This is a genomic window from Aureimonas sp. AU40 (genome assembly GCF_001463785.1).
In the GTDB taxonomy this organism is placed as follows: Bacteria; Pseudomonadota; Alphaproteobacteria; order Rhizobiales; family Rhizobiaceae; genus Aureimonas.
This window is the reverse complement of the sequence record NZ_BBWL01000033.1, coordinates 83,548-109,830: the sequence shown is the minus strand read 5'-3', so window position 1 is coordinate 109,830 and position 26,283 is coordinate 83,548. Positions and strand designations below refer to the sequence as shown.

Annotated in this window: 28 protein-coding genes; 9 read left to right on the top strand and 19 right to left on the bottom strand. The window is 66.8% G+C overall.

All coding sequences use genetic code 11. The annotated features are described in order from the left end of the window. Positions 1 to 428: 428 nt before the first annotated feature. Together AUL32_RS11420 and AUL32_RS11415 are read right to left on the bottom strand one after the other, a co-directional pair. A complete protein-coding gene (locus AUL32_RS11420; protein ID WP_062115077.1) occupies positions 429 to 1,337 on the bottom strand; it encodes an AraC family transcriptional regulator in 909 nt (302 codons plus the stop codon). Between the two features lie 21 nt (positions 1,338 to 1,358). Continuing rightward, the gene (locus AUL32_RS11415) at positions 1,359 to 2,735 is read right to left on the bottom strand and encodes an alpha-glucosidase/alpha-galactosidase (protein WP_062114948.1); all 1,377 of its coding nucleotides are present in this window, start codon (positions 2,733 to 2,735) and stop codon (positions 1,359 to 1,361) included. A 500-nt stretch (positions 2,736 to 3,235) separates the two neighbouring features. On the opposite strand from AUL32_RS11415, the gene AUL32_RS11405 reads away from it, so the two are divergent. Then, positions 3,236 to 5,263: a HAMP domain-containing methyl-accepting chemotaxis protein gene (locus AUL32_RS11405; protein WP_244497824.1), complete on the top strand. Its 2,028-nt coding sequence runs from the start codon at positions 3,236 to 3,238 to the stop codon at positions 5,261 to 5,263. A gap of 116 nt (positions 5,264 to 5,379) precedes the next feature. Here AUL32_RS11405 and AUL32_RS11400 read toward each other — a convergent pair whose 3' ends face one another. From AUL32_RS11400 to AUL32_RS11390, 3 genes are all read right to left on the bottom strand, one after another. Continuing rightward, positions 5,380 to 6,474, bottom strand: coding sequence for an acyltransferase family protein (locus AUL32_RS11400; protein WP_062114940.1), 1,095 nt, complete (start codon positions 6,472 to 6,474; stop codon positions 5,380 to 5,382). A gap of 517 nt (positions 6,475 to 6,991) precedes the next feature. Continuing rightward, positions 6,992 to 7,804, bottom strand: coding sequence for a DNA adenine methylase (locus AUL32_RS11395; RefSeq protein WP_062114937.1), 813 nt, complete (start codon positions 7,802 to 7,804; stop codon positions 6,992 to 6,994). A gap of 313 nt (positions 7,805 to 8,117) precedes the next feature. Beyond that, positions 8,118 to 9,725, bottom strand: a complete 1,608-nt coding sequence (locus AUL32_RS11390) for an SGNH/GDSL hydrolase family protein (protein ID WP_062114934.1) — start codon at positions 9,723 to 9,725, stop codon at positions 8,118 to 8,120. 44 nt (positions 9,726 to 9,769) lie between these two features. On the opposite strand from AUL32_RS11390, the gene AUL32_RS11385 reads away from it, so the two are divergent. After that, the gene (locus tag AUL32_RS11385) at positions 9,770 to 10,027 is read left to right on the top strand and encodes a hypothetical protein (RefSeq protein ID WP_062114931.1); all 258 of its coding nucleotides are present in this window, start codon (positions 9,770 to 9,772) and stop codon (positions 10,025 to 10,027) included. Between the two features lie 234 nt (positions 10,028 to 10,261). On the opposite strand, the gene AUL32_RS26260 is transcribed toward AUL32_RS11385, so the two are convergent. From AUL32_RS26260 to AUL32_RS11330, 12 genes are all read right to left on the bottom strand, one after another. Next, positions 10,262 to 10,390: a hypothetical protein gene (locus AUL32_RS26260; protein WP_280137578.1), complete on the bottom strand. Its 129-nt coding sequence runs from the start codon at positions 10,388 to 10,390 to the stop codon at positions 10,262 to 10,264. Between the two features lie 162 nt (positions 10,391 to 10,552). After that, positions 10,553 to 10,825: a hypothetical protein gene (locus AUL32_RS11380; RefSeq protein ID WP_062114928.1), complete on the bottom strand. Its 273-nt coding sequence runs from the start codon at positions 10,823 to 10,825 to the stop codon at positions 10,553 to 10,555. Positions 10,826 to 10,888: 63 nt separating this feature from the next. Then, a complete protein-coding gene (locus AUL32_RS11375) occupies positions 10,889 to 11,221 on the bottom strand; it encodes a hypothetical protein (RefSeq protein WP_062114925.1) in 333 nt (110 codons plus the stop codon). Positions 11,222 to 11,223: 2 nt separating this feature from the next. Next, positions 11,224 to 11,457 (bottom strand): hypothetical protein, encoded by a 234-nt coding sequence (locus AUL32_RS11370; RefSeq protein ID WP_062114922.1) that lies wholly within the window; start codon positions 11,455 to 11,457, stop codon positions 11,224 to 11,226. An 89-nt stretch (positions 11,458 to 11,546) separates the two neighbouring features. Then, positions 11,547 to 11,915 carry a hypothetical protein gene (locus AUL32_RS11365; protein ID WP_156421435.1) on the bottom strand — a complete coding sequence of 123 codons (369 nt, stop codon included), beginning with the start codon at positions 11,913 to 11,915 and terminating at the stop codon, positions 11,547 to 11,549. A gap of 114 nt (positions 11,916 to 12,029) precedes the next feature. Beyond that, positions 12,030 to 12,461: a hypothetical protein gene (locus AUL32_RS11360; protein ID WP_062114916.1), complete on the bottom strand. Its 432-nt coding sequence runs from the start codon at positions 12,459 to 12,461 to the stop codon at positions 12,030 to 12,032. A 17-nt stretch (positions 12,462 to 12,478) separates the two neighbouring features. Beyond that, on the bottom strand, positions 12,479 to 12,952 hold the full coding sequence (locus tag AUL32_RS11355) for a hypothetical protein (RefSeq protein WP_062114914.1): 474 nt from the start codon (positions 12,950 to 12,952) through the stop codon (positions 12,479 to 12,481). Positions 12,953 to 13,063: 111 nt separating this feature from the next. Continuing rightward, complete coding sequence (locus AUL32_RS11350) at positions 13,064 to 13,372, bottom strand: hypothetical protein (RefSeq protein WP_062114911.1); 309 nt, start codon at positions 13,370 to 13,372, stop codon at positions 13,064 to 13,066. 89 nt (positions 13,373 to 13,461) lie between these two features. Next, positions 13,462 to 13,704 (bottom strand): hypothetical protein, encoded by a 243-nt coding sequence (locus tag AUL32_RS11345; RefSeq protein ID WP_062114908.1) that lies wholly within the window; start codon positions 13,702 to 13,704, stop codon positions 13,462 to 13,464. Between the two features lie 403 nt (positions 13,705 to 14,107). Next, positions 14,108 to 14,362 carry a hypothetical protein gene (locus AUL32_RS11340; protein ID WP_062114906.1) on the bottom strand — a complete coding sequence of 85 codons (255 nt, stop codon included), beginning with the start codon at positions 14,360 to 14,362 and terminating at the stop codon, positions 14,108 to 14,110. 194 nt (positions 14,363 to 14,556) lie between these two features. Beyond that, positions 14,557 to 15,885 (bottom strand): hypothetical protein, encoded by a 1,329-nt coding sequence (locus AUL32_RS11335; protein ID WP_062114903.1) that lies wholly within the window; start codon positions 15,883 to 15,885, stop codon positions 14,557 to 14,559. Positions 15,886 to 16,233: 348 nt separating this feature from the next. After that, positions 16,234 to 16,470 (bottom strand): helix-turn-helix domain-containing protein, encoded by a 237-nt coding sequence (locus AUL32_RS11330; RefSeq protein WP_062114900.1) that lies wholly within the window; start codon positions 16,468 to 16,470, stop codon positions 16,234 to 16,236. Between the two features lie 128 nt (positions 16,471 to 16,598). On the opposite strand from AUL32_RS11330, the gene AUL32_RS11325 reads away from it, so the two are divergent. The 3 genes from AUL32_RS11325 to AUL32_RS11315 are packed head-to-tail and all read left to right on the top strand — an operon-like array spanning position 16,599 to position 19,202. Continuing rightward, a complete protein-coding gene (locus AUL32_RS11325) occupies positions 16,599 to 17,882 on the top strand; it encodes a hypothetical protein (RefSeq protein ID WP_062114897.1) in 1,284 nt (427 codons plus the stop codon). Positions 17,883 to 17,893: 11 nt separating this feature from the next. Further along, a complete protein-coding gene (locus tag AUL32_RS11320; protein ID WP_062114894.1) occupies positions 17,894 to 18,367 on the top strand; it encodes a hypothetical protein in 474 nt (157 codons plus the stop codon). After that, a complete protein-coding gene (locus AUL32_RS11315; protein ID WP_062114891.1) occupies positions 18,351 to 19,202 on the top strand; it encodes a hypothetical protein in 852 nt (283 codons plus the stop codon). Before AUL32_RS11320 ends, AUL32_RS11315 begins: the two co-directional genes overlap by 17 nt. A 123-nt stretch (positions 19,203 to 19,325) precedes the next feature. Here the strand turns inward: AUL32_RS11315 and AUL32_RS11310 are convergent, their stop codons facing one another. After that, on the bottom strand, positions 19,326 to 20,090 hold the full coding sequence (locus AUL32_RS11310; protein ID WP_062114888.1) for an alpha/beta hydrolase family protein: 765 nt from the start codon (positions 20,088 to 20,090) through the stop codon (positions 19,326 to 19,328). A gap of 397 nt (positions 20,091 to 20,487) precedes the next feature. Between AUL32_RS11310 and AUL32_RS11305 the strand changes: the two genes are divergently transcribed. The 4 genes from AUL32_RS11305 (at position 20,488) to AUL32_RS11290 (ending at position 25,919) form a co-directional block, all read left to right on the top strand. After that, positions 20,488 to 21,009, top strand: coding sequence for an RNA polymerase sigma factor (locus AUL32_RS11305; protein ID WP_244497822.1), 522 nt, complete (start codon positions 20,488 to 20,490; stop codon positions 21,007 to 21,009). 113 nt (positions 21,010 to 21,122) lie between these two features. Next, a complete protein-coding gene (locus tag AUL32_RS11300) occupies positions 21,123 to 22,037 on the top strand; it encodes a FecR family protein (RefSeq protein ID WP_192847452.1) in 915 nt (304 codons plus the stop codon). Between the two features lie 157 nt (positions 22,038 to 22,194). Next, positions 22,195 to 24,690 carry a TonB-dependent siderophore receptor gene (locus tag AUL32_RS11295; RefSeq protein ID WP_244497819.1) on the top strand — a complete coding sequence of 832 codons (2,496 nt, stop codon included), beginning with the start codon at positions 22,195 to 22,197 and terminating at the stop codon, positions 24,688 to 24,690. Further along, a complete protein-coding gene (locus AUL32_RS11290; RefSeq protein WP_062114882.1) occupies positions 24,690 to 25,919 on the top strand; it encodes a RhtX/FptX family siderophore transporter in 1,230 nt (409 codons plus the stop codon). Before AUL32_RS11295 ends, AUL32_RS11290 begins: the two co-directional genes overlap by 1 nt. Positions 25,920 to 25,994: 75 nt before the next feature. Here the strand turns inward: AUL32_RS11290 and AUL32_RS24525 are convergent, their stop codons facing one another. Next, positions 25,995 to 26,243, bottom strand: coding sequence for a DUF2087 domain-containing protein (locus tag AUL32_RS24525; RefSeq protein WP_082659562.1), 249 nt, complete (start codon positions 26,241 to 26,243; stop codon positions 25,995 to 25,997). Positions 26,244 to 26,283 lie beyond the last annotated feature (40 nt).

The window sequence follows — 26,283 nt, the reverse complement described above, 5'->3', positions numbered from 1 at the left end:
TCAGGCCTTGGCGATCGCGCCTTAGCCGGGCAGGCGCCAAGCCTCGGCCCCTGCCGCGACGGGTCGAAACGGATCGGCCTGTTCGTCTCGGGGGGAGGTTATCGCCAGGCTCCGAAGCCGCGAAAGAAGCAAAATGTCCGATGACGGGTAAAATCGTGCTGCCCGTCGCGGCCGCCAGCAGCGCGGCGTCTTAGAGCCTGTTTGGAAACTCGGTCGGGTCGGTTCGACGGTGCTTTTTCGCTGTCACCCCAGGGCGAGACATGCCGCGCAAGCGCAGCAGTGCTGCGCAAGCGCATCAGATGTTTCGCCCGTCCGCATGGACCGTTGCCAATCCTCGTCGATGCGCCTTCGCATCACTCAAGTTTGGCGCCTCGCGACACCCAAAAATCCCTCGCCGGGCCTCCGCCGCCGAATTTCCAAACAGACTCTTAGCCGACTGACGCCGCGTTCACCGCGTACATGCCGCTGGTGCGAAAATCGCTCGGGCTGGTGCCGTAGGCGCGCCGAAAGGCCTTGGCGAAATAGTTGGGATCGTCGAAACCGCAGTCGATCGCAATGGCCTTGACCGGCTGCTCGCCGCTGGCCAACAGCCGCGCGGCGCGGCGCATGCGCTCGTTCAGGACGAACTCGCCCGGCGAGATGCCCTCGGCCGCCGTGAACAGGCGGGTGAAATGCGCGCGGCTGAAACCGGCGAGATGGGCGAGATCGTCCACCGACAGGCGCGCCGTCAGATGGTCGCGCACATGCGTCTTGACGAGCTCCATCGCGCAGCGCGTGCCCGCGCCGTCGTCGGCCGCCGGGCGGCCGGGGCCGAGAATGTCGTCGTAGAGCGCCATCTGCGCGGCATAGGCATGGGCTGAGGCCGCGCCGGGCGTCGTCCCGCCGCCCTCGGTGAGCTTCAGGCATTCTCCGGCAATGACGTCCACCGTCGCCTTCGCCAGCCGGAAGACCGGCCCGGCATGCTCCTGCACCGCGCGGTGAACGCGCAGCGCCTCGCCCCCGTACATGGAGATCCAGAAGAACTCCCAGTGCCCGCCCTTGGGCACGGTGTAGACGTGGTTCGAAGGGATGAGCACCAGCATGGTGTGGCCGGGGCCGACCTCGAAGCTGCGGCGCTCGAACACGAGCTGACCCGCGCCCGAGATCGTGTGCTGGAGCACGGTGAAGGGCGCGCTGCCGCGCTTCTGCCCGTCCCAGCGATAGCCGGCGTCGTCACTGAGGTGATCGTAGCCGGTGGAGGTCGGCATCGTGTGCAGGCGGTGGCGGCTGCGCGCCAGCGTCACGATGCGCATGGCCGAGCCCTGCGCCCGGAAGCGACGCAAAAGCGCCTCGTCCATGTTGGCCTCCGCCGCCACCCGTCAGGCGGCGTCGCGGCGGCCGTCCGGCTTCGGACGCGCCCATTCGGGAATGAAGGTCCCGTGGGCGCGCAGCAAATCCTCGGTCAGTCGCCAGATCTGGTCGAGGTCGAGCTCGGCTGCCGTGTGCGGGTCCATCATGGCCGCATGATAGATGTGTTCCGGCTTTTCCTCTACCAGCGCAGCCACCGTCAGTTCCTGCACGTTGATGTTGGTGCGCATGAGGGCGGCGAGCTGCGGCGGCAGGCGACCGATGCGGGTCGGCTGGATGCCGCTGGAATCCACGAGGCAGGGAACCTCGACCGCCGCCGCATCCGGCAGTGAGGAAATGCAGCCGTTGTTTCTGATGTTGCCGTAGATCACCGAGGGCTCGCCGGTCCAGACCGAGTTCACGATCGAGGAGGCGTATTCGTGCGAGGCCTTCACCTCGATTCGCTCGGCGGCGCGATAGGTCTGGACCTGGCTTTTCCAGCGCTCGATCTGCTCGACGCAGCGCTTGGGATATTCGTCGAGCGGGATGCCGTAGCGCTCGATCAGATCCTCTCGCCCTTCCTTGATGAAATAGGGCGTGTATTCGGCGAAATGCTCCGAGCTTTCCGTCACGAAATAGCCGAGCCGTGTCAGCATCTCGTAGCGCACCTTGTTGGGGCAGCGCGGATTCCAGTGCGAGGGCTTAGGGATGCGGCCCGCTCGGTAGCCTTCCAGAAGCGCGGGGTAGAGATCGATATAGGACCCGTCCTTCTGCCGATGTTCGAACTCGAGATAGAAGGCCATGTGATTGATGCCGGCCGCCCGGTAGCGGATCTCCTCCAGCGGAATGTCGAGGTCGCGCGCCAGTTCGAAGGCGGTGCCCTGCACGGAATGGCAGAGGCCGACCTGCCGGATGTGCGGGTACTTCTCCGCGATGGCCCAGGTGTTGATCGCCATCGGGTTGACGTATTGCAGGAGGATCGCGTCCGGGCAGACCTCGGTCATGTCCGCGCAGATCGCCCAGAGATGGGGCACCGTGCGAAGGCCGCGCATGATGCCGCCGACCCCCAGCGTGTCGGCGATGGTCTGGCGCAGGCCGTAGCGCTTGGGCACCTCGAAATCGGTGACGGTCGCCGGCTCGTAGCCGCCGATCTGGAAGGCGACCACCACGAAGTTCGCCCCCTCCAGCGCCGCGCGCCGATCCGTGAACGTCGTGACGCTGGCCTTCACCCCCAGCGTCGCGATCAGCTTGCGGGCGACGATCTCGCTCTCGTCCAGCCGCTGGCGGTCGATGTCCATCAGGCGGATCTCGATGCCGCCGAGCGCGGGCCGCTGCAGGATGTCGCCGACGATGTTCTTCATGAAGGTGGTGGAGCCGGCACCGATGAAGGTCAGCCTGGGCTTGGACATGAGCGGACGCTCCCTTGATCCGGTCGCCGAAGGGTTTGCTTGCCGATCGGCGTTTTTGTGTTTCCGACCGGGACCCTAGCCGATGGCTCCATCGCTAACCTAGCGGGGATATTATGCCAGAACGGGTAATATCATGCTCGAATGCTCCGCGGTCCTGAACCGTCCGATTGCCGCCCCTCGTGGCCGACAGGCGAAGGCGCGACGGAGAAAGGCGAAGCCGGCCGGGTCTTGGCCGCATCGGACCTCGGCGGCGGTCTCTCCAGGCTCTTTCGAGGGCAGGCTCCCAACGGCCAGCATATCGTAAGTAATCATTTCTATTTTTCGAGAATATATATTTCTCATGCCACCTTGAGAATTTTTTTGACTGAAACGTGGGATCGGTGCGACGAGATTCGATTCTCGTTTAGCAAAGACATAACCAAGTCGTGAGAACCTTATGGAAGAGAGAACATCCGAACAGAACGTTATTTCTTACCTTGGGTCATCCGATGCGTCTGAACATGAAACTGAAACTCGGTGCGAGCTTCGGCGCGATCCTCGCGTTGATGGGTGGCGTCGGCTATCTCGGCGTCACGTCTCTGGGCAGCACCAATGCCATGTTGCAGAAGTTCGTCGACCGGCCGTTCCGTCAGGTCGACGAAGTCAACGACATGCAGACCTCCCTGGAAGTCGTTCGGCGCAATATTCTGACCTCCTTCTTCACGGCCGATGCCGAGCTCCTGAAGCCGACGGTCGCTGAATACGATCAGAACTGGCAGTCGATCGACACGAAGCTCAGCGACGTCATGCGGACGATGACGCCGGAGTGGCGCGAGCGCTTCAAGGACGTCGCGCCCATGATGGCCGAGTTGAAGGCCATCTCGGACGAGACCTTCACGGCCGGACAGGCCGCCGATTCCTCCGCCGCCATGAACGCCTTCCTCAAGACGGACGATCCGCTGACGGCCTTGATAGCCAAGCTGGCGGCCGTTCAAGGCGCGGTGGCGCCCACCAACATGGCGGCGCTGGGCGCGCGCGAGACGATCCAGTCCCTGATCTCGGACGTTCTCGAAGCGCAGCTCCAAATGGCCCGGTCGCTTTCCTTGTCCGACGACGCGGCCATCGGCAAGGCGAGCGAGCGGCTGAACGTCTTGGATGCCGAAATCCGCGGCTCTCTCTCCTCGCTCTCCGCCTCCGGCATCGTTCCGGCGGCGGACATGCAGGCCTTGCAGGGCGCCTGGACGACCCTGTTCCAGCCTCTTCGGGAGGCGACGGACTACGGCGTCAAGAATTGGCTGACCCGGGCCAAGGAACTGTCCGACACCAAGCAGAGCCCGCTGGCCATCGCCGCCGCGCAGCGGCTCAACGAGCTTTCCGACGCCGCGACCGAGACCGCGCAGACGTTCCTGAAGGACGCCAATGCGGATTATTCCGTCACGCGCCTCAGCCTGCTCGCCCTGATCGCCGGCGCTATCGTCCTCGGCGGGGCGGCGGCGGCCTGGATGTCGTTCTCGATCGCGCGCCGATTGGGCTTCGCGACCAAGGTCGCCGACAAGATCGGATCGGGAGACCTGTCCCAGCGCATCGACGTGAAGGGCTCCGACGAGATCAGCGATCTCTTGAGCGCGATGAACCGCATGAGCCAGAACCTGTCGCGGATCGCCTCCGACATGACGGGTTCGGCCGGGCATGTGGCGACCGGTTCGATGCATTCGGCGACGACCGCCGAACAGCTTTCGTCCGGGTCCTCGGAGCAGGCGGCCGCCTCGGAAGAGGCCTCCGCCGCCATTGAGGAGATGAGCGCCAACATCCGGCAGAACGCCGAGAACGCTTCCACCACCGAGCGGATCGCCGTTCAGGCCTCCGTGAGCGCGCAGAAGACGGGCGAGGCCGTCAACGCCTCCGTCGCCGCCATGCGCACGATCGCGGAGAAGATCTCCGTCGTGCAGGAAATCGCCCGGCAGACGGACCTTCTCGCTCTCAACGCGGCGATCGAGGCCGCCCGCGCCGGCCAGCACGGCAAGGGCTTCGCCGTGGTCGCCTCGGAAGTTCGCAAGCTCGCCGAGCGCTCTCAGGCGGCGGCCGCCGAGATCGGCGTCCTGTCGACGCAGTCGCTCCTGACCTCGGAAGAAGCGGGGCAGATGCTGGACGCGCTGGTGCCGGACATCCAAAAGACCTCGGACCTCGTGTCCGAAATCTCTGCCGCCTGCCGAGAGCAATCCATCGGCGTCGATCAGATCAACCAGGCGATCCAGCAGCTCGATCAGGTCACCCAGGCCAATGCCGGCGCGGCCAACGAGATGTCGGCGACGGCCGGCCAGCTTTCGGCCGAAGCGCAGCGCCTGCAGGAAGCCGCGCGGTTCTTCAAGATCGCGCCCGACGCCGGGCGCGCCATGCCCGAGCCCGCCAGCGCGCCAGCCCCCAAACGCGTCGCCGCGCCGGCTCGCCCGGCCGCGCGAGCCAAAGCCCCGTCGCCCGTCTCGAAGAGCGGCATCGCGCTCGACCTGCCCGCGCCGCACGACGACGTCTTCGACCGAATGAGCGCCTGAGTGAAGTATCGACCCGCGGCTCTCGCTCCCATCAGGGGCGAGAGCGCTTGCCGCGCTGGGATGAGAGGTGGCGCGGGGTGGAAGTCGCCTTGCGGTTCGTTGTCCCGCCATCCCTTTCAGGGGGAGAAGGGAACTGCCGTCGAGGCCGAAAGGCGGGGCTTCACGGCGGCCCATAGTCGGTCGCAAACCGAGATCGTCAGAGTCTCGATGGGCATGATCGCCCAAGCTAGAAGAACGGAGACCCCAACCGACACGGTGCCGATGATCGCGAAGGCGAGCGGCGTATCAAAACCAGTCTTCGCGGCCAGAACGGCAAGACCACAGGTGAGCGAGACTATCACGCTGTAATGCGTGAGATACATCAGGAACGAGATCCGGCCCAGAAACTGGGAAAGTCGGTTTGACAGGAACGACTTTGCGGCGCCCGATAGATTGACGCCCACGACGACGGCGATCGCGAGCAGGATCATCGATTGCCTGTTGGACGGATCGGTCAACGCAAGAGTGCCGCCAGCAAAGATGGCCGCCGCCAGAAGCGGCAGGCCGAGATCGAAGCTGAAGGTCCGACCGAGCCTTGCCCAACCCCCTTCGTGTCGGACGTGGCCGATCAGCGCTCCGGCGAAGAAGCAGCAGACCAACGCGTTGACCACAAACAAACCCAGGAAGGCCAATGCGAGGGCCGTTTTCGTGAACCGAAGCTTGAGCGTCGCCGATAGGAAGGCGAAGAGCAGAAACGATCCCATCATTTCCGACTTCATCGTCCAAAGGAACGTCGCGAACTCGCCGCTCGACGGGCGGACATAGACGGTCGCCAACGCGTAGGACAACCAGTCGCCCAGCGAGATTGCCTCGCTAGGGGCCGGGCGGAGAAAGCGGGTGTTCATTACCTCGGACGCGGCCGTGACGTTGTTCCACCCCGCGTTGACGACCATCATGGTCAGAGCCGTCGTCGCCAAAATGGGAAGCGTCAGCCGAGGATAGCGTTTCACCGCGGACCGCTGGATGGCGAGATAGCTGCGGCTGCGCCAAACCGAAATCGTGAGTGCGTCTCCTGACAGGACGAAAAAGATCATGACGGCGAGCGCGCCGTTGAACAAGGATGCCGTAACGATATTCTTCAGACCCGGGATTGCATCTGCGAATGCCATGTAGAAACCGTGATAAACGGTGACCGATAAGGCAGCCCAACCCCGCAATCCATCGAGCTCCATGGCCCGCTCCACAGGCGGCGGCTGCAACTCGGATGGCGCCTGGCCAGATACGGGAAGCATCATCGAACCTCGGAGGCATGAGACAGGCGCCCGAAATGCTCTGCCGTCGAGAGATCGTCGCGCAAGCGCGTGTATCAGCAAGTCGCCGAATGGAAAGACGAAATTCGAGCGAACCCGTTCGGCTTACGCAAGGTTCGGTTTTGACAAATCAAGTGTATCCTTTTTGCCTCGAACTCTGCTCATTTCAGAAGAGGCGAGATTCACTAACGGCTATCGCGCGAGCGAGGAATGCCATCAACCGTTCGGTTCCGACCGCGCTTTTGTTCGCTCGATCGGCATGCGTGCGCCGCACGCTTTGGATGCTTCCTGACGGGCCAGAGGCTTTGCCGATCCCGCCGACCGTTTCCCAAGGATGGAGCAGGGGCTAATCGAATGAGGGCGTAGTATTCATTTTGGTGTAGCGCGCAAAATCGAATGGCCTTCGACGCAAGATCGGATGGCAAGAGTTTCGACCGTCTCAAGGCCCATTTGAAGGGCCTTTGATGATCAGTTCGCCCGCGCGCCTCGGTCCGTGGCCTCCCGTCACATAGGTGACCCCTTCCTCTTCCATCGCGAACCCATCGAAGATCCTGCGAACCTCGGTGTGGTCGTTGAGGGAGAGGATGAACCGTCCTTTGATCAAGCGCAGCTGCTCGGCCATCTCGGCGAACTGATCGCGGGTGAAGGCGTCTCGGCCGTAAAAGTGCTCCGTCCCGAAGTATGGTGGGTCGAGGTAGAAGAGCATGCCCGGCCGATCGTAGCGCCGAATGAACTCCTGCCAGGACAGCCGCTCGATGACGACGCCAGCGAGGCGCTCGTGGATGGCTTCCAGCATCGGCCCCAGCTTAGTGACGTTGAAGCGGGAGCCGCTGTTCGTGGAGACGCCGAAGGTCCGGCTCGTCACCTTTCCGCCGAACGACAGGCGTTGGAGATAGAGGAAGCGCGCCGACCGCTCCAGGTCGGTCAACGTGGATGGGTCCGTGGCCGACAGGCGCTCGAACTCGCGGCGCGACGCGATCTGGAAGCGCAGCATGTCGAGGAAGGCGACGTAGTGGCGCTGCAGGATGCGGAAGAATGTCGCGACGTCGCCAGAGATGTCGTTCACCGCCTCGAAGCGGGGCGCGAGCGAGCGTCGTAGGAAGACGCCGCCCATGCCGACGAAGGGTTCTGCATAGCCGTCATGTGGGGTCGCATCGATCCGGGCGATGATGCGACGAGCGAGGTTGCGTTTGCCGCCGATGTAGCCGGCAGCGGGAGCGGCCGGGGAAACCGGCTTCAGCTCGAATTCCATGCTTAACGAAGCTTTCAAGGGTCAGCTGTCAAAAGCGCCTCGCTGCCCAGCAGCAGCGGCGAGGTGACGTTAACTCCGGTGTCGTCATGCGGGGGCCGTCTGCCAAGAAAGACCCCGTAGCCGGTTCGAAGCCGGCCCTCGCCACACAAAGGCTGTGGCGAGGGATGGCCTCAGAACGCGAAGTAGAAGAGCGCGCACCACATGAGCGTCGCCAGAGCGAAGCCAAGGGGCAGACCTCGCATCGTTATGCCCGGCCGAGGTTCCGCGCGGACCTGACGCAGGAGCGCGCTCGCGACGATCGGCCGGGGACTGATCATCGGGCCAATCCGCGATAGACCGGGCGCAGCGTGTCGGCTCCCTTGATGTGCGCGGCCATCGCCGGATGCGTGCCGTCTGTCCCGAGCGTGACCTTCACCGAGGTGCCGGCCGCGTGCGCCTTGCCCGGCGTTCCAAACGCGCCATCCGCTGCGCCGGTCCACGGGCTGATGCCGCTCGCAGGGACGAAACTCGCCGTGTAGGGCGAGGCCGAACCGCTCACGAAGGCCACGCGCGGCCCGCCCTGGCCTCCGATATCGACGTTCGAAGAGTTGCCCGGCTCGAAGACCAGGTTGTCGTTGGCGATCGGCGGCGTGTCGGTCTGGATGGTGGTCGCGCCGATTGCCACGGCCGACGTGAGCGTGCCGTTGTAGGTCGAGACCTTCCAGAGGCTGGGGCTCGACGGCTCCGAGCAGATGCTCGCGAAATCAAACAGCACGTCCGGCCCGCCGTTGACGCCGACTTGCCCCTGGAGCGCCGTGTTGAACTGGTCGCGGCGTCCGCCGGCCTCGAAGCCGGCGACGGGAACCTGATTGGCGAGGTCGGTGCATTTCCAGGCGTTGTCGACCGTGCGCGGCTGGATGTTGCTCTGGATGATCGTTCGCACGCCCCCCTTGCGCGCCGACGCCCAGATGATCCGATTGTCCGAGATGATGTCGGCGATCGGCCGCGTTCCAACGAGTTCGTTGGTGCCCAGGCCGATGTGGATGTCAGTGAACCGCCCCGCTTCGAGCAGCGCGAGGATCTTCGGGCTGTTGGCCGTTTGTTCGGCCGTGCGCCCGCCGACGCCCATCGACATGAACGGAAGGCCCTCCGCATAGGCCGCGCGCTTGTGATAGCCGCCGCCCAGGCGACCGAGCCCGCCCGTGTCGTTCTGCTGTCGGAAGATGGAGTCGCCGAAGAAGCCGAGCGAGGCATAGGCACCGCCCAGGGCACTGACCATCATCGACGGGAAGAAGATGTTCAGCGAATCCGGCGAGCCCGTTGCCGTCATCGCGCCGGTCGCGTCGATGTCGTCGGGCAGATCGCTGGGGACGCCGCGCCACGACAGGTTGAGGTCCGTCGAATAATCGCAGTAGGGCGCGCTCTGCCCGCTCGCGAGGTCGAAGTAGTGACGATATTCCACGATCGAACGAGCCGTGAAGGACGCCACGCCGAAGTCGTTCGGGAAGATCGGGTCGCACTGGAACTCGGTCGCGCCGGCGGGGATCGTGAAGGACCGCGCTCCCTTGTAGGTCACGGGCACGACGACGCCGTTGTAGACCACGGAGGCCTTCGCGATCGTGATGTCCTGCGCGGCCGCGACCTCGCGCTGCGAATAGTTGCCGTTCGTCCAGAACGGGCAGAACGACGGCTGGAGGAAGGGCGGCGCGAATATCCCGACATGATAGGCGCGCCGACCCTTGAACCGCGTCTTGGAGCCGGATGTCGGCAGGACGTTGTTGCAGATCAGGCCACCCATGACCGCGTTCGTCAGGCGGCGCTGCGTGCGGGTGCCACGCGGATCGAGCAGGTAGGCGCTGGCGCGGATACGCTCCTTCAGCCGGCGTGCTGCCTGGGTCACCATATGGATGCCGTCGAACGTGTAGACGCCCGCCGCCGTCACGACACTGGTGTCGGCGTTGGACCGTTATCCTGTGGAGCTACCGGATGACGACGCAGATGCCGCAGAAGGTCGCGGAATTCCTGGGCTACCAAGCGAGCGCGTGGGGTGACGACGATGCCGGGAACACGGTCGTCGGCAGCGTGGCGGGCGGGTCCCGCCACCTTCCGAAGCCGGGCGGGGGTTCGACGCCGGGCAAGGGCGGCGCGGGCGCGGGCGACATGGGAGCGAAGAGCGGCGCCAAGCTCGGCGCGAAGCCGGCGGCAGCCGCTGCGGGAGGTCCGGACGCGGGTCTGGACGCTTGACGTTCGGAGGCGGCGGCGCCAAGGTGCGGCCGTCTCCCCGTTCGACGCGGGAGGGCAAACCGAAGTCCACCTCGGAGTGCTGGCCGTGGACGGAGGTCTCCCCACATGCGGGAGGGCAAACCCGAGATCACGGTCTCGCCAGACCCCCACACCGAGTTCTCCCCACACGCGGGAGGGAAACGAAAAAGGCACCCGCGAGGGTGCCTTTCGTCTTTCCGGGGGCCGCGTCCCCCGTCAGGCATACAGGAGCTTCCAGATGGCGACGGCGGCGGGCAGGACGCCGAGGATCAGGAGGGCGGGCGCGGCCTTCGCGAGCACGATCAGGAAGGCGCGGCCGAGGCGGTGTCCGATGCTGGGGGTCATGTCCGATCTCCTCTCGATGTGGCCGCCCCGGCGGCCGTTCCGGCCTCTCCATGTGGCATCGCGGCCGGGGGTAGCTGCCTCGACCGCGCAGCGGGCGACGCTTCGCGCTTGGGCATCGGCGCCCCCGCCCGAGCATGCCGTAGAGGCGTTACGGAACGGCGTCTACGGGCGGTCGGATTCGATCGGATCGGGCTTGCGGACGGCAGCGCGGCGCTCGTACCGGGATAGCGTCTGAGCCTCGGCGGTATAGTGCCAGAGCGCGAGGCCACCGACGAGCCACCAGCCGGACTCAATCGTGCGATCGAGGCTGCCGCTCCAGAACATGAGGCCACCGTACACGAGGGCGGCGGCCCCGCCGAGGTAGCCCCCGGCAAGGACGAGCCGCCGCGTCCAAGGGCGGCGGTGGAACGCGTTGGTCAAGGTGATCGGCAGCATGGCGGCGGGGCCTCCTCGGTGGTTGGGAGACAAGCGTGAGGCCCGGCCGTTCGGGCGTCCAGGTCAGACCGCCGCCGGCCGCACCCGCAGGCCCAGCGCATGGGCAACGGCGACGGTCTCGGCGGCGGCAACGGCGGCCGCCAGGGTCGTGAAATACCGCGGCCTTCCGGGGCCGCCGCGTCCACGTCGCATGATGACGACGTAGCAGCAGTCGGCGAGGCTCGTGACCGCGATCGTCGCAACCGTCCGGCCGTCGCGATGGACGGCCGAGGTCCAACGAGGGCAGGCGAACTCTTCCTGCGACTGCCACGACAGGACGCGGATGCCTGCGGCGCGTTCGGGGTCCGCGCGGGGATCGAGCGCGATGGCGCGGAGGGTGGCGGGGAGCGCGCGCACGGCTACCGCCCCGCCGGAGCGTAGGACGGGTCCGCCGCGCGCACGATGGCGCGCTGCCGGTCGTCCAGCCGCCCCCAGGCGGTGGACGGCGTGCCGTAGCCCGTGCCGACGAGCAGGTCGTGACGGTCGAGCGCGAGGCAGAGCGTGAGCCATTCCGAGGTCGATGCCTTGCCGTAGTCCTCGATCGACTTGTCGCCCGCCTTGATCGCGGCGAGCGCCTTGGTCTCCATGTACATGAATTGGTCTCCAGAGGGCTCAGCCCCTCGCCAAGCCGCCGCGCTGCGCGGCGGCCGGGACAGGGGCGGGCAGAATGCCCACCGCCTTGTCACCCCTTCGCGGCCCGGTAGGCGTTCGACCCCGCGTCCGCCTCGCGGGCAATCTCGGGGTGCCGCGCGCGGACCCGGTCGGCCCCGTCGCTCGTGCCGCCCCACACGCCCCGGCCGTACTCGTCCATCGCCACCCGCCACCACGCCTGGCGCGTGCCGTCGAGCGCGATGTCGGTGTCGCCCAGTGGGATCGCGGCATGATGGGTCAGGACGAGGTAGAGCCGGGCCATCGCGCGGCCGGAAGAGCAGCCCGCCGTCCCGCCCGTGGCGAAGGCCAGAATCTGGTCGGCGACCGTACCGGACTTCTGGCCTACGGTCTGGAGGTCCAAGGCGTGGCGGATCGCGCCCGCGCGGACGCGCGGGTGCATTGCAGTCTCGATGTCCATGATGGCCTCTCTGGCGAACCGCTCCCCAACACGTCACCGGAAGGATGACCGGCGACGTGTTGGGGAGCGGCGGGCCGTGGCCCGCCGGGTGCGCCGTCAGATGGGGAGGGACTTGTCGAGCGCGTCGTACTCAGCACGAGCGGACTCGAAGTCGGCGGGGCGCCCCTCGATCTGGGCGAGACGACGCAGGAGCAAGACGGCCTCAAAGTCGCCAGCGGTGCACTTTGCCGCCTCGCGGACGACAAGGCCGACGAGGTGCAGAACGTCGGGTGTAAGGCCCTCGCGACGCACTTCTTCCGCCGCTTCGTCGCATCCCTCTTGAGCGGCGACGGCGTAGTCCTGCGGCTGATAGTAAGGCTCGCCCGTCTCGATCGAGCCGCGCGCGAGCGAGAGGGTGGCGAAAACGAAAGATTCGCTGACGGGCTTGCTCATCGATGATGCCTCTTGTGTCGGGGTGTGAGGGGTGCCGTCGTGGCCGTCACTCTCCGGGCCGTCGCGATGCGCGACGGTCGGCAGAAGGGCGGGCATGGTGCCCGCCCGGTTCGTCAGGCGGCGACGTCGGCCGCGGAGCGTTGACGGTACGTCCCGACCTCGACGCCGAAGCGCTCTACGATCCTGTGGTTGTGGTTGTGGGCTTCGTAGGTGCCCTTGGGCATCCGCACCGCCACGAAGTCGCCTTCGCGACGCTGGTGGTCCGGCACCCTCTCCAGAACGATCGTCTCGCCTCCGATCTCCGAAATCTGGCGCGCGGCATCCGCGATCCCGTCCTCGTCGGTGATCTCGTCCGACCGTACGTGCACCGTACCGCCGAGCGTCAGCAGCAGGACGGGAGCGTGCTCGCTCCGGAGTTCCGCCACATGTGCCGCCTCGATCTCCTCGTCGGTGATCTCGTCGCCGACGACGTAGAATTCACGCATCGTCTCGGCGGTGTTGCGGACGTCGATGGCACCATAGGCGACACCCTCTCGGATCGCCTGCTTGAGGTCGTCGATGTCGGTGATGATCTGCTGCTCGCTCATGCATGTCTCCAAGTTGGGGTGTTGCGAGGGTGCCGTCGTGGCCGTCCCTCTCCGGGCCGTCGCAACGCGCGGCGACCGGGAGAAGGGCGGGCATGATGCCCGCCCGGATCGTCAGGCGTCCTCGACTTCGAAGAACCGCTCGACGGTCTCGGCGTCGGCGTACCGCTCGGCGAACTCGCGGGCCTCCTCGACGGTGACGGGGATCAGGCCCTCGCCGCCCTGTAGGCCGCCACTCACCCGCTCGGCCCATCGGGACCGCGCGCCACCTTCCCCAGCGAGGAAGAAGCGGCTTCCGGACGTGCGGTAGAGCGTGGTGTCCTCGTACTCGAAGTCGCGAGGGTAGCCGCGCTCGTGACGGCAGACCGTTTCGGCCTTGGTCGTGTCGTAGCGCAGGCCGCCGACGACTTTCTTGATGTCCATACTTTGCCTCCTTGTGGCTGGTTCGAGGGTTCTGGCCGTCCCCCATCGGGCCGCTTCGCGATCGGGAGCGGTCGGGTGGGAGGCGGGGATCAGACTACACCCCCTCCCGTCGTCCCCAGCGCCGCCAGCGCCTCGGCCAGCACCGCGCCGGGGTCGACGCCGAGGCGGTCGGCCTCCGCGGTGAGGCGGTCGGCCGGGTCCGCGGGGAGCCGCAGGAGGCGGGTCGCGGAGTGCCTGCGTCGGTAGCGCAGGCTGCGCTCCGCGTCGGTCATCGGGCGGTCGCCGATCGGCTTGGCGCCGCGGCGGCGGTCGGGGGTGTCGGTCTCGCTCATCGTGCCTCGTGTCTCGCCCCGTCATGTGACGGTGAGTAAAGCATGATGCAGCCCGACACGCGGCGTCAATCGTTTTTTCAAGACGAAAATGGTGACGTGGCGACTAGACCGAAGATCAACGCCATAGCATATCACTTGATCCTGCCCGAACCATCAATTGTTGACACGAGCGTACATGGAGTTTTTGAGGACGAGTCCTTTTGACGAGCGAGGAGTTGCTCAAGGACTCGCTAGAATCTCAGGATAGATACTTCTCAAAGCGGCAAGGACCCGAAGATAAACGCAAAGGACTCGCGATGGAACGGCGTAGGACTCGCAAGGATTCGAGCGGGCGACGGGGCGGCGGGAAGGATCGGCCGATCCGAGCGCTTCGAAGCAAGCCGGGGCGCGTCGGCGCGTCCCTTCAGGGCCGCAGGAGCGTCGGCCGGAGCGTCCCCGATCGGCAGCGGGCGCGGACGCTGGCGGGCACCCCGCCGCGGCCGGGGAAGGCGCGGCATAGCGCGGACATGACCTGCTCGGCGCCTGGCGCGTCCGTGGCGAGGATCATGAGGGCCGCGTCGGCCAGCGCCGCCCGGATCGCGTCGTCCGTCGCAAGCGGCGACCCGGCCTTGCCCGCCTCGCGCTGGCGCTCGCGCGAACGGCGCTTGGCCTCGCGCATGTACGCGCGACGCTCGTCGGCGGCCAGGTCGCGGACGGCGGGGGGGCTGGCCCGCCTGCTGCGCGGCCAGCGCGTCGTAGAGAGTGCGCAGGGGGTCGGCGACGGGGGCGGGCGTCGGCGGGTCCGGACTGGGGCTGCCGACCACCGTGCCTCGATCTGAACTTCTGCTCAACGGTAGTTTGACAGGTCAAACGTCAGAACGGGCAATCGGGATCGAGGTACGGTCGAGCCGACCAGCGGCCGGCCGCCTCGTCGCGCGCGAGCCGTTCGCAGAGCGCCAGCACACCTGACCAGTCGAGCCATCCGTCGCGGCCATCACGTACGCCAATGATCTCCTTGAATGCCTCGATCCGGGCACGCCGTTCCGGCGTCGCCGGCTCGCGAAGTCCGCTGAACTCCCGGCACGCTCGGTCGATCGTATCGGCCGCTGGGCGGCAGTAGCGGCCGTCCTCATAGATCCATTCCATCGCCTCGGCGGCGGCGATCAGCGTTCGACGTGCCTCCGGCTCGAAGCGCCACGGTCGCGGCGCGCGATCGGAGAGGATGCGGCGGACGAAATCCGGGAAGCGCGAAGCGCCGCCGTCCGCGTCGCTGACCGCCCGTTGGTAGGCTCGGGTCACCGGACGGGTGTCTCTGAGCGGCGTCTGAAGGGAGATGAAGTCCCTGAACTTATAGCCGTAGAGCGGCGAGCCGCCGGAAGCCCACAGCACCGCGACCAGGCAGCGGACTTCGAGACTGGTCCAGAACGGCCCGCCGACGATCGGCATGGGAACCGCAACGACGGCACGCGTCGGCTTCGCCGCGGCTGTCGCGAGGCGGGCGGCTGCGGCCTTCTCGGTCCATCTGCGGCCCCGGATCAGCGCGACGTGCTCGCCGTCCGCAACGGCGTAGATCGACAACGGCGCCAGGGTTGCGAGGGCGTCCAACAGACGCTTGCGCTGCGCGCGGGCCGTCCCCGCCTTCACCTCCGCGCCGGCCTTCGGCCACATGCGTTCGGCCAACTCGACGATCCGAACGACACGCTCGCCGTCGCCCGGCAGGACGCTCTCCACGAGGCTGCGCAGCTTCTGGGCGGTCGGGGACAGAGTCGCCGCGACCGCCTCCCGCTTCGGCTTCCCCCGCGCGACGGACAGAGCGCGCGCGACCTTCGATCGGCCGATCCCGAGCGTGTCCGCGACCTGCCGTGCCGGGACGGTCTTGCCCGCGTCCTCGGCCATCATCTCGGCCACCACGCGGATCGCGTGACGGTCGAGGGCGCGGCTCTCGAAGCTGCTCTTCGCGGGCGGACGCTTCCGGCGCTGGACGTACCTCTCGACCATGAAGCGCGCGACGCTCCTGGCCGTGGAGCGCACCTCGGCGTCGGAAAGCTCACCGCCGTCGGGACGGCGGTCACGCCAGCCGCGAAGCCCGGCATCGCCCCATGCAGCGATCTCATCGACCCGACGCTCCGACTTCGGCATCCGCCCCCATCGTTCGATCGCCTGCTTGCTCAGCCAAGCGAACGCCTCCGGCGCGACGCTCATAGATTCTTGACGATTGCGGCCCTGTCGCGCATCATCACCCCCGTACCCACACACATATGACCCGGCCGGGGTTGCACCCCCACATGGCCGGGTCGATGGGTCCAAGGGTCCGGGCGTATCGCCTCCGCGTCAAGCGCCCAACCACGGCGCCCGAGGTGGGCCGCACCGTCGCTCCGCTCCCCAGCCCTTCCCGACAGAATCCCTCTATACGATAAGGGCAAAACGGAACGCGGTAGCCGAAAGCCCTGTGGCGCAGGGCTTTGACGCATCTCCGGCTGTAACGCGTACTCTTCGTCGTCCGCTGGAATGCTTCGAGGTTCGAACCGTCTCGAACCTGTCCGATCGGGCCTACGAACCGCCGGGGTTGCGGAGCAGCATCCACGGCTCGACGCCCAGGCCCTCGGCGATCCGCTCGATGTTGTCGAGCGAGACGTTGCGCTCCCCGCGCTCGACGCCGCCCAGATAGGTCCGGTCCATCTCGATCTCCAGGGCGAACGCCTGCTGGCTCAGTCCGCGCGCGTTCCGGAGCGTGCGGATGTTGGTGGCGATGACGGATCGCAGGTGGCCGGGATGGACGCGCTTCACCGCGCCAAAGCACCCGATAGATGCATTTAAGGCGACGGGTTTTAAGCATCATTAGGATGGTGCCTTTAAGCATCATGGCGTCCGCAAGGATCGAAGCCCTTCCCCGCCACCGCTCACAAGGACTCACGTTGCGTATCCTTCCCGCCCTCCTGGCGACGCTGATCTGCGCGGCGCCCGTTCACGCCCGAACCCTCGACATGCCCGACGATGCAACCGCCTCGCTCCTGCGCGCCTACTTGGCGAACACCCCGCCGGACTTCGAGACCATGGCATCGAACTCCAACGCGGTCCGTCAGGCCTCTGAGTTCGATCGGGCGGCGACGCTCGCGTCGGAGGCCGATCGGCTGCGCCGGGACTACACGTCGATGGAGGAAGTCGACGGAATCGTGCTCCGGCTCTCCGATACGCTGGGCGAGTACGATGCGGCCGGCGGCGGCTTCCCGCTGCGCACCTTCGGCCCCGACATCTACATGCCGCTTGGCGACGCCCGGATCGTGTTCGACAACCACCGGGAGTTCGCCGTCTGGAAGCTTCCGGTCGCGGAGGCACGGGACGTGCTGGCGAAGACGGAACGTCGGGGACGCTCGATCGAACTGGAGCTGACGGTCCGGCCGTTCGCGGTTTCGCGCGAGCGCGACTACGGCGGCTCCGTGCGCACGCAGGTGCAGTCGGTCCGCATCAGCTCGGGCGGCAAGGCGCTCGGCGAGATCGTCTCCGACGAGCCGCCCCAGCCTGTGCAGCGGGCGGGCGCCGCGGCCGCCGCCGCCATCCCCGACGAGCGTCTGGACATGCTCGGCCTGAAGGTCGGGTCGTCCCATGCTGACTTCGTCAGGTGGGCGGAGAAGAATGGCTTCACCAGCGCGACGATGGACCAGCCGTGGGCGTTCGTCGCGGGACTGGACTTCACGGCCAAGCCCAAAGGCCTGCTGCCGGCCATGTTCTCGCCGAAGCCTTGGGGCGACTTCACTGCGATGCCCATCGTAGGGGGCGGGTTCGATTGCAGGAGCGAGATCGACAAGGAGAGGCTGTGCGGCACCGTGCAGTTCTCTCCGGAACCGACGATGGAGGCCAAGCGAGTGCTCTCCATGCGCATGGCGCAGACGATCGTCGGCCTGACGCCCGAGCAGGTCGTCGCCAAGCTCGGCGAGAAGTACGGGCCGCACACGGACGCCTTCGACGTGGTGGTGTCGGGTAAGGACGAGCACCGGGCGCGCCAGTATGTGTGGGGCGCTCCGTTCCCGCTCGACGACGATCGGAGCCGTGCCGTCAGCTTCGCCAGACAGGACAATAACTGGCAGATCGAGGCCGTGGTCTTCGAGCCAGAGGTGAACCGGACGGTGCTCCTGCTCCAACTCATCGGCACCCGGAACGGCGGCGACGCCCTGTCCGGCGCGTCCGACGTGCGACTGTGAGGGAGGCGGCGATGGCCAAGCTCATAGCGATCACCGGGACCGTCACCGAACTCAGCAACTCGGAGATCGGCAAGCATTGGACCGACTACGGAACGGTCCACATCCGCGGGGACGACGGGACGGTGACCCGCATCCAGAACGCGGTCGTGACCTCCGAGATGCCGAATGCGCTGAATGTCGGAACGCGGGGCACCTTCCACTTCCGCAAGATCCGCACATGGGGGCAGATCGTCGGGCGCAAGCGGCTTCTGGCCGCCTGCGAGGTGGACGGCACGCTGCGGACCGCGTCCATGCGTCAGGGCATCGTCATCTACGCCGTCTGCCTGATCCTGTCAGTCCTGCTCATCCCGATCGTGGTCGGTCTCGTCGCGTTCCCAATGGTCGCGGTCATGCTGGCCTCAATGATCCGGACGCAACGCCAGATCGCTACGCTTCGGCGGGCATCCCCCCTTGGCTCGGAGGTCCTGAATGTCCGCACGATCTGAGGTCCGCATCCTCGCAGCCATCGCAGTCCTGTTGTCCCTTCCGTCGGCTGCCGTTGCACAGTCCGACCTAGCGCGGTCGATCGCGGCCGGCGCCAAGCGCGGAGCCGCGCGCTTCGAGACCATCTACCGGGAGACGGGGATCAGCGGCGTCTCCGAGGCGGTCGAAGCCTGTTACCGCTCGCCGCGATCACGGCAGGGCATCGGGGCGCTGGCGGAGTGCGCCGGCCTCGACATCATGGGGGCGAACGTAGACGGCCAAGCCGTCGCCAGCCTCGGCGTGCCGGGCTACGGCTTCTTTTCGGGGCCGGCACTGGAGAAGCGGGTCGCGGCCGGGATGAAGGCGGCCGGTCTGTCGAAGGTGGAGCGCCGCGAGTTTGACCGGGCCATCATGGCCTACCTGAACGGCAGCGCCGAGACCTCCACTGCCAGCGCGACACCTTCGGCAGCGGCCGAGGTCATGTCCCTCCGTTCCCTCGACGGGCTGCCCTTCGACCACAACGGGTCCGAGATGATCGTGGACGCCGCGAAGGGCGTGATCGTCTATGCCAAGCCCAAGGCCTCGATCGTCGGCACGGTGGAGCCGGGGACTGTCCTCTTCCGGGGCGAGCCATGGAGTCTCGATCCGCGGTCCTCGCCGATCCGTGGAAAGGCCTACGTGTTCCGGAAGGGCTGCGCGCCCGCCCCGTACGAGGTGCGTGGCACGTACCGCGGCGAGGGCTTCGTCCTGACAGGCATCGCGCCCGTGCGGGCCAAGGAATCGTGCGCCGTCACCGGCGCCAGCACCTCGTCGGGGAACGCGCGGCTGGCGTTCGAGAGCACCTACATGGACGAGTGAGGCACGATCGGAGACGGGCGGGCCATCGTAACGAACCCCTTCATGACGTAGCCAGCGTCTTGGCGTGCCCGTTCCACCAAGTGGAAGGTCAAGCGGGTCTTGAGCGAGGAGCGCAACGGATTGCTAGCCGGCCGCCAGCGCACCGTGCAGGAAGCGTACCAGCCGCTCATGATGAAGGTTCTGCGCGTCGGCTGAGAGCGGACCGTGGTCCTCGCCCTCGTCGTAGTGGACCTCCGGCCTGCGGCCATGCTGCCGGAGCCGCGCTTCGAGGCGACGCGTCATCTCCACGGTCCAGATCGCATCGCTCGTGCCAGCGCTGAGCATCAGTGGTCCGCCGTAGCGCTCGATCTCGATTGGCGCGGTGGGCAGCAGCGCGTACGACGACCGTCGCCACGTCCAAGCCCGTTGCGCGGGGTCCCAGGACCGCCAGTTCGGATCGTCCGCATCCCGCTCGCCCGCCGCGTCGAACCCCCCGCACACGACGTCGGGCGCGGCATGGACGGCGACGGCATCGGGCAGGCCGGCTATGCCGTCGCGCGCCATCAGAGCCGTCAGGAGAAGGGCATGCTCGGCCCCGCGCGAGGCGCCAACCAGCCCAACGCGTCCGTTCGACAGCGGATGGGAGCGCAAGGCAGCGAGCGCGTCCACGGAGCGGTCCAGCGGCACGTCGACGATGCGGCCGGCATGCCAGGGCGAGCCGCCGGTCGCGTAACGAAGCGGCAGGGCGAGGAAGCCGTGGGCGGCCAGAAGCGTGGCGGTGGCATCGATCCAGCCGGACCAAGCGCCTTCCGAGCCATGGAACAGCAACACGGCGGGAAACGGTCCCTCGTTCGACGGGGCATGGGCCGCACCGAAGGCGACGATCTCGTGCTGGATGATGCGCAGCATGTACGTGCTCCTCTGGATCAATCAGCCCACGCCTGTAGCATCACTACATTCGAACGGCTGCCTCTCTGTATCCGCTCTTGGGCAGGTTGGAGCATCGCATGCGACACCTCGAAAGGGTCGAGAGCGGATGGACCACTTCCGGGCATCCGCGTTCTCGGTGTCGATCGGCACGACCGGGTGGTTAGCGGATGGTCGGCTTCGCGGAGGAATGATCGGAAAGCTGCCGTTCTTCAGTGGTTCGTGGCTGTACCCGCCATTCGGTAAGTTGTTGGCGCTGCTCTGAGATGGGGAGAGAGACGCTTGTCGTCCGGCTTGTCGCCATAAAAATATGACGACGAATGTCATGTTTTGCGGTAGGCACGACCGGACCCGAGATATCCGGAAAGGCTGTCGGAACGTGGTGGCTGCCTCTTCGAAGGCCGACGATCTTGCCGGTATCTACCTGAGGGAGTGGCGCTCGCTGCTCTCGATCCTCCGGCGTCGGACCGGCTCGGTCGACATCGCGGAGGAGGCCGTTCAGGAGACATGGCTGCGCATCGCCAGCCCGTCGGAGACTGCGCCCGTAATCCTCGATCGACACGCCTATCTCCTGCGGATCGCCGGCAACATCGCGATCGACCTCATTCGTCGCGAAGGCCGACGCGAGGCTCTGCCGCTGACCGAAGCCGTTCTGGCGACCTTCGCCGACGCGGCACCGTCGCCCGAGGCGCAGGCGATCGACCGAGACGAGTTGCGGGCCCTGGTTCGCGCCCTGGCGCTACTCCCCCCAAAGCCGCGTCAGGCCCTCCTGATGGCGCGTTGCGACCAGCTTACCCATGCCGAGATCGCCGAGCGGCTCGGTGTGTCGTCCAGCATGGTGGCCAAGTATCTTGTGCAGGCGCTGCGCCATTGCCGCGACCATCTTCCCCGCGACCGCTGAGCCGCGACAACTGCAAGTTCGCTCGCGCCGTGTCGTCATAGGGTAGGGACAGGCTTGAGCCGTCCCGGGTGCGGAGCGAAGACGAACGGATGACGGGCGAAGGCGCAACGGGCTTGCAGGACCACGAAGACGCGCACCGCGAGTTGAGCGACGAGGCGATCAGTTGGATCGTCAGGCTTCGGTCCGGCGAAGCCAGCCTTGCCGAACACGATGCCTTCGCCACCTGGCGCCTGCGCAGTCCCGATCACGAGAGCGCGGCGCGGGACGCGGAACGCTTGTGGGGCCTGCTGGGTCCTGCGGGGGACGCCGAGAGGGACGGTCGGAAGCGGCGGTCGAGACGTGCCGTGCTCGGCGGCGCCGCTGGCCTGCTCATCCTGGCGGGCAGCGTCTACAGCCTCCGTCACACAGGCGGGAGCGGGATCGCGACCGCGATTGCGGAGCGCCGGACGCTCACGCTCGATGACGGCTCCACGATCGACATGAACGCCGCCACCCGCATGCGTCCGTCCTTCTCTCAAAGCCTTCGCCTCGTGCGCCTGGACGCCGGTCAGGCGACCTTCATGGTGGCGAAGGACGCCGCTCGCCCGTTCGTGGTGGAAACGTCCCGTGGCCGCATCCAAGCCATCGGCACGGTGTTCGACGTGAACCTCGGGTCGGAGGCCGACACGATCAGCGTGTTGGAAGGGCGCGTGCGGGTGGAGGGCGACCGGTCGGGCTCCTTCGAACTCGCCGCCGGGCAGGGCGCGCAAATCGGCGCGTCCAGCGCCCCGGTCGCGCCTCTCGACGTGGAGGTCGAGACGGCTTGGCGCCAGGGGCGGCTCCGGTTCGACGCCCGGCCTTTGGGCGATGTCGTGGCGGAACTCGGCCGCTATCGGTCCGAGCCCATCCTCGTTCTCGATCCCCAGCTCAAATCGCTATCGGTTACCGGCAGCTTCCGTCTCGACGACCCGGAGAGCGTCCTGTTGGCCATCGAGGCGACGCTGCCGGTCCGTGTCCACCGCCTGCCCTTCGTCACCCTCATCCGCTGATCGCAAAAAATCTCCGCTGCCGCTGCAAGATCGCCTGTCCCCCGTCGTCTTCCATGCAGGCGGGCCGCGATGGGGATCGCGCTCGCGGGGACATATCTGACGAGGGGTATCGAGCGTGGTCGGACGCAAGGAATCAATCCGTGGAGCTTGGCACGCGATGCTCGTGCTGTCGGGCGCCTCGATCGGCGCGAGCGTGCTGGCCATAGCGGCGACGCATGCCCAGGAGGCGGCTGTTGCCTACGATCTCCCGGCCCAGCCGCTCGGGCGGGCCCTGACGCAGGCGGCCGAACGGTCGGGCCTTCAGATCATCTTCTCCTCCGACCTCACCGAAGGGCGACGCAGCCCGGCGCTGCGTGGCTCGTTCACGCCAGCGGCCGCCATGGAACAGCTCCTGGCCGGGACCGATCTCGAGCCCGTCTTCGGGGCGGACGGGACGGTCACCGTGCGGCGGGAGGGCGCCGTGGAGGTGGAGGGCAGCGCTCAGGACGCTGCCCTTCCCGTCGGCGCCGGAGCGCCCACGGATGCGGTCATGCTCGACACGGTGGTGGTGACCGCTTCCCGCTCGCCCCAGCAGATCTCCGAGACCGCGCGCACCATCTACGTAGTGGAGGGCGAGGCGATACAGGCCCAGGCTCGGGCCGGCCAGTCGCTCCAAACGATCCTCGGGCAGCGCATTCCGAGCTTCGACGTGGCCAGCCGGGGCGCCCGCACCGCCTTCGGACAGAACCTGCGCGGCCGCACGGCCCTGATCCTGATCGACGGCATCTCGCTCAACTCGGCCCGCGGCCTGTCGCGCCAGTTCGACTCGATCGACCCCTTCAACATCGAGCGCGTCGAGGTCCTGTCGGGCGCGACCGCCATCTACGGCGGCAACGCCACCGGCGGCATCATCAATATCATTACCAAGACGGGCGAGAACGCCGAGGCCGGCCTGCACGGCGAGGTGATGGGCGGCATCGAGACCGGCTTCCAGTCGGGCCGCGACCGCGACCTCAAGGGCGGCGCGGCGATCACTTGGAAGGACGACACATGGGATGCGCGGATCTCGCTCGCGGGCCGCGACTATGGTGCCTACTACGACGGGTCGGGCACGCTCCTCATTCCCGACATCACCCAGACCTCCTACGCCTACAATTCCAGCATCGATCTCATGGGCTCACTTGGCTACCAGATCGATCCGGGACGTCGCCTTGAGGTGACGGGGCAGTTCTACGACAGCGGGCAGGACAGCCCGATCGGGCTCTACTTCGGCCCCAACCTGTCGGCCTTGCGCAACCCGTCCCTGTTCGAGACGCGCGAAGGCTACCAGTCCGACGTCGACCCTCAGACGAAGCGCTCGCTTCTCAACGCCAGCTATTCCGACGAGGACGTGTTCGGCCAACAACTCCTGCTCCAGGCCTTCTTCCGCAACGAGGAGATCGGCTTCCACCCCTTCCCCGGAACGGCCGGGCGCTCGCTCTACTTCGGCGCCAGCCAGCAGGACACGGACTACTACGGCTTCAAGGCCGCGCTGGTCGCCAAGCCCCTCGACCGGCTCTCGATCACCTACGGTGTCGACGGCGACGTCGACGACTTCTCCGCGACGCAATCGATCTTCGACAACCGGATCGCGGCCCAGAGCGGGGCTTTACGTTTCCAGACGCTGGGGGTGACGGGACTCTACCCCGACATCAAGGTCTCGACGCTGGCGAGCTTCGCGGACGCCAAGTTCGAGGCGACCGATAGCCTGACCCTGTCCGGGGGTGTGCGCTACCAGTATGTCCATACGGACGTGTCGGACTTCGTCGGCGCTGCTCAACAGACGCAGATCCTTCTGGGGCTCGGCCGCACGGCCGACGCCATCCCCGGCGGCTCGATCGATTACGGCGCGACGCTCTTCAACGCGGGCGCGACCTACGCCCTGACCGATGCCAGCCAGATCTACGCCAATTTCTCGCAAGGGTTCGAGCTACCCGATCCCGGCAAGTACTACGGCATCGGCACCTACGCGCTTCGGGGCAGTCGCTACGTCCTCCTGAACGGTGTCGACGTCGCCTCGTCCGCGCTTCAGGAGGTGAAGACAAACTCGTTCGAGGGCGGCTACCGCTTCGACGATGGTCTGTGGAACCTCCAGCTCGCCGGCTACTACTCCCTGTCCGACAAGGTGGTGGACATCAACCGCCAGACCCTGACGATCGACGTGCGCGACCAGGACAAGCGTGTCTACGGCTTCGAAGCGGGCGGTGGCGTCCAGCTTCCCTACGGCTTCGACACGGGCGCGAACCTCCATCTCGTGCGCACGGAGATCGACCGGAACGGCAACTGGCTGCGCGACACGATCGGTACCAGTAGCGTCTCCAAGCTCGGCGGCCATCTCGGCTGGACCAACGAGGCGTTGAGCGTGCGGCTGGATGGACAGCACACGTTCGATCTCTCCGACGACTTAGGCGGCGAGATCGAGGGTTACACGCTGTTCGACCTGACGGGCTCCTACCGGTTCGCCGAGCAGGACCTGACCGTCGACTTCGGCGTCCTAAACCTCTTCGACAAGGACTACACAACCGTCTGGGGGCAGCGCGCCGCCAACCTCTACGGCGCGCTCGCAAGCGAGGCGATCTTCGACTATCGCGGCCGAGGCCGGACCTTCTCTGTCTCCATGTCCAAGGCGTTCTGATGACCGCACCTCTCAGCGGGGTGGCACGGGTCGCCCCGGAGGGCCGGCTCTACGCCGTCCTTGGCGGGCTCTATCTGGCGCAGGGCGTGCCAACCTACCTTCTCCTGGTCGCCCTGCCGCCGCTGATGCGCGAGGGCGGCGCGTCGCGAACGGCGATCGGCCTCTTCTCGCTCTTGATGATCCCGCTGATCCTGAAGTTCGCCTGGGCGCCGCTGGTGGATCGCTTTTCCCTGGTGGCGTCGCTCGGGCACCGGCGCGGCTGGATCGTGCCGACGCAGGTGCTGGTGAGCACTGGCATCGCCGCCATGGCATTCGTTTCCCCGAGCGACGTCGGGGCGATCTTCGCGATCGCGACCGCGATCACGCTTCTGTCCTCGACACAGGACATCGCGACCGACGGCTACGCGGCACGCATGCTGACGGCGCGCACGCGTCCCGTCGGCAACGCGATCCAGGCCGGCGCGGTGGCGCTCGGCGTGATCCTCGGTGGGACGCTGGCCTTAATTCTCTTTGGATACCTTGGTTGGCGCGTAACGCTCCTGACGGTTGCCGTGCTGTCGCTCCTGCCGCTTCTGGTCACGCCGTGGATGGGCGAGGAGGAGACGGATCCCAATTCGGCCGGGACCCGTCCCTCGCTTCTCGCGTTCTTCCAGCGTCCGGATGCGTGGGTTCTTCTGGGCTTTGCACTGACCTACCGGGCGAGCGAAGGCCTCGTGCGCGGCATGGAGGGGGCCTACCTCTTGGATGCCGGCCTGCCGGTCGCCTGGATCGGCACCCTGTCGGGCGCGGCAGCCGCGACGTCGGGGCTGCTCGGCGCGCTCGCGGCCGCGCTCGCGATCCGGCGCCTCGGCCTGACCGCGACGCTGATCGGTTTGGGGGCGCTGCGCACCCTCTGCTTCCTGGCCTTCTCACTGAACGCCTTCGCGCTTTGGCCGGGCGTGGAGGTCGCCATGGCGGCCTCGGCGTTCCAGACCTTCCTGCGCTACATGGAACTCGTCGCCCTCTATTCGCTGTTCATGGGCTTGGCCTCGCGCGACCAGCCGGGCACCGACTTCACGCTCCTGACCTGCGCCGAACTGGTGGTCTACATGGCCGGCTCGTCGCTGGCCGGCTTCGTCGCCGATCTCTTCGGCTACGCCAACCTCTTCGCGACCGCGACCATACTGTCCGGTCTCGGGATCGCCGTAGCTTGGATGCTGCTCGCTAGGCTGCCGCGACCGAGCGTTTGAATGTCGGCTTTCGGGAATGCTCTGACAGTCCCGGAACGACGTAGAGGGGTCGGAAGCGGATGAACCGCTTCTGGCCTACCGCTTGACCCAATAGAGTCCGATGCGTGGATCGCGGTCTAGCCTGCCTGTCTCGTACAACTCACGGCGCAATAAGGCCCAATCGCCGAAGGTATGCAGCTCTTTCAATAGCTCGTTGACCTCCTTTTCAGGGTAGCGACGATCTCCATCGAAATGACGAAGAAGATGGTTCAGGACCAACTCTTTGTCGGCTGCCTTACGAGGCCAGCGTGTCACTATACCGCTTGCGTCTATCAGAGCTGTCATCGATCACGATCCCTTCCGTGGCTTCCTCATCCCATGACTT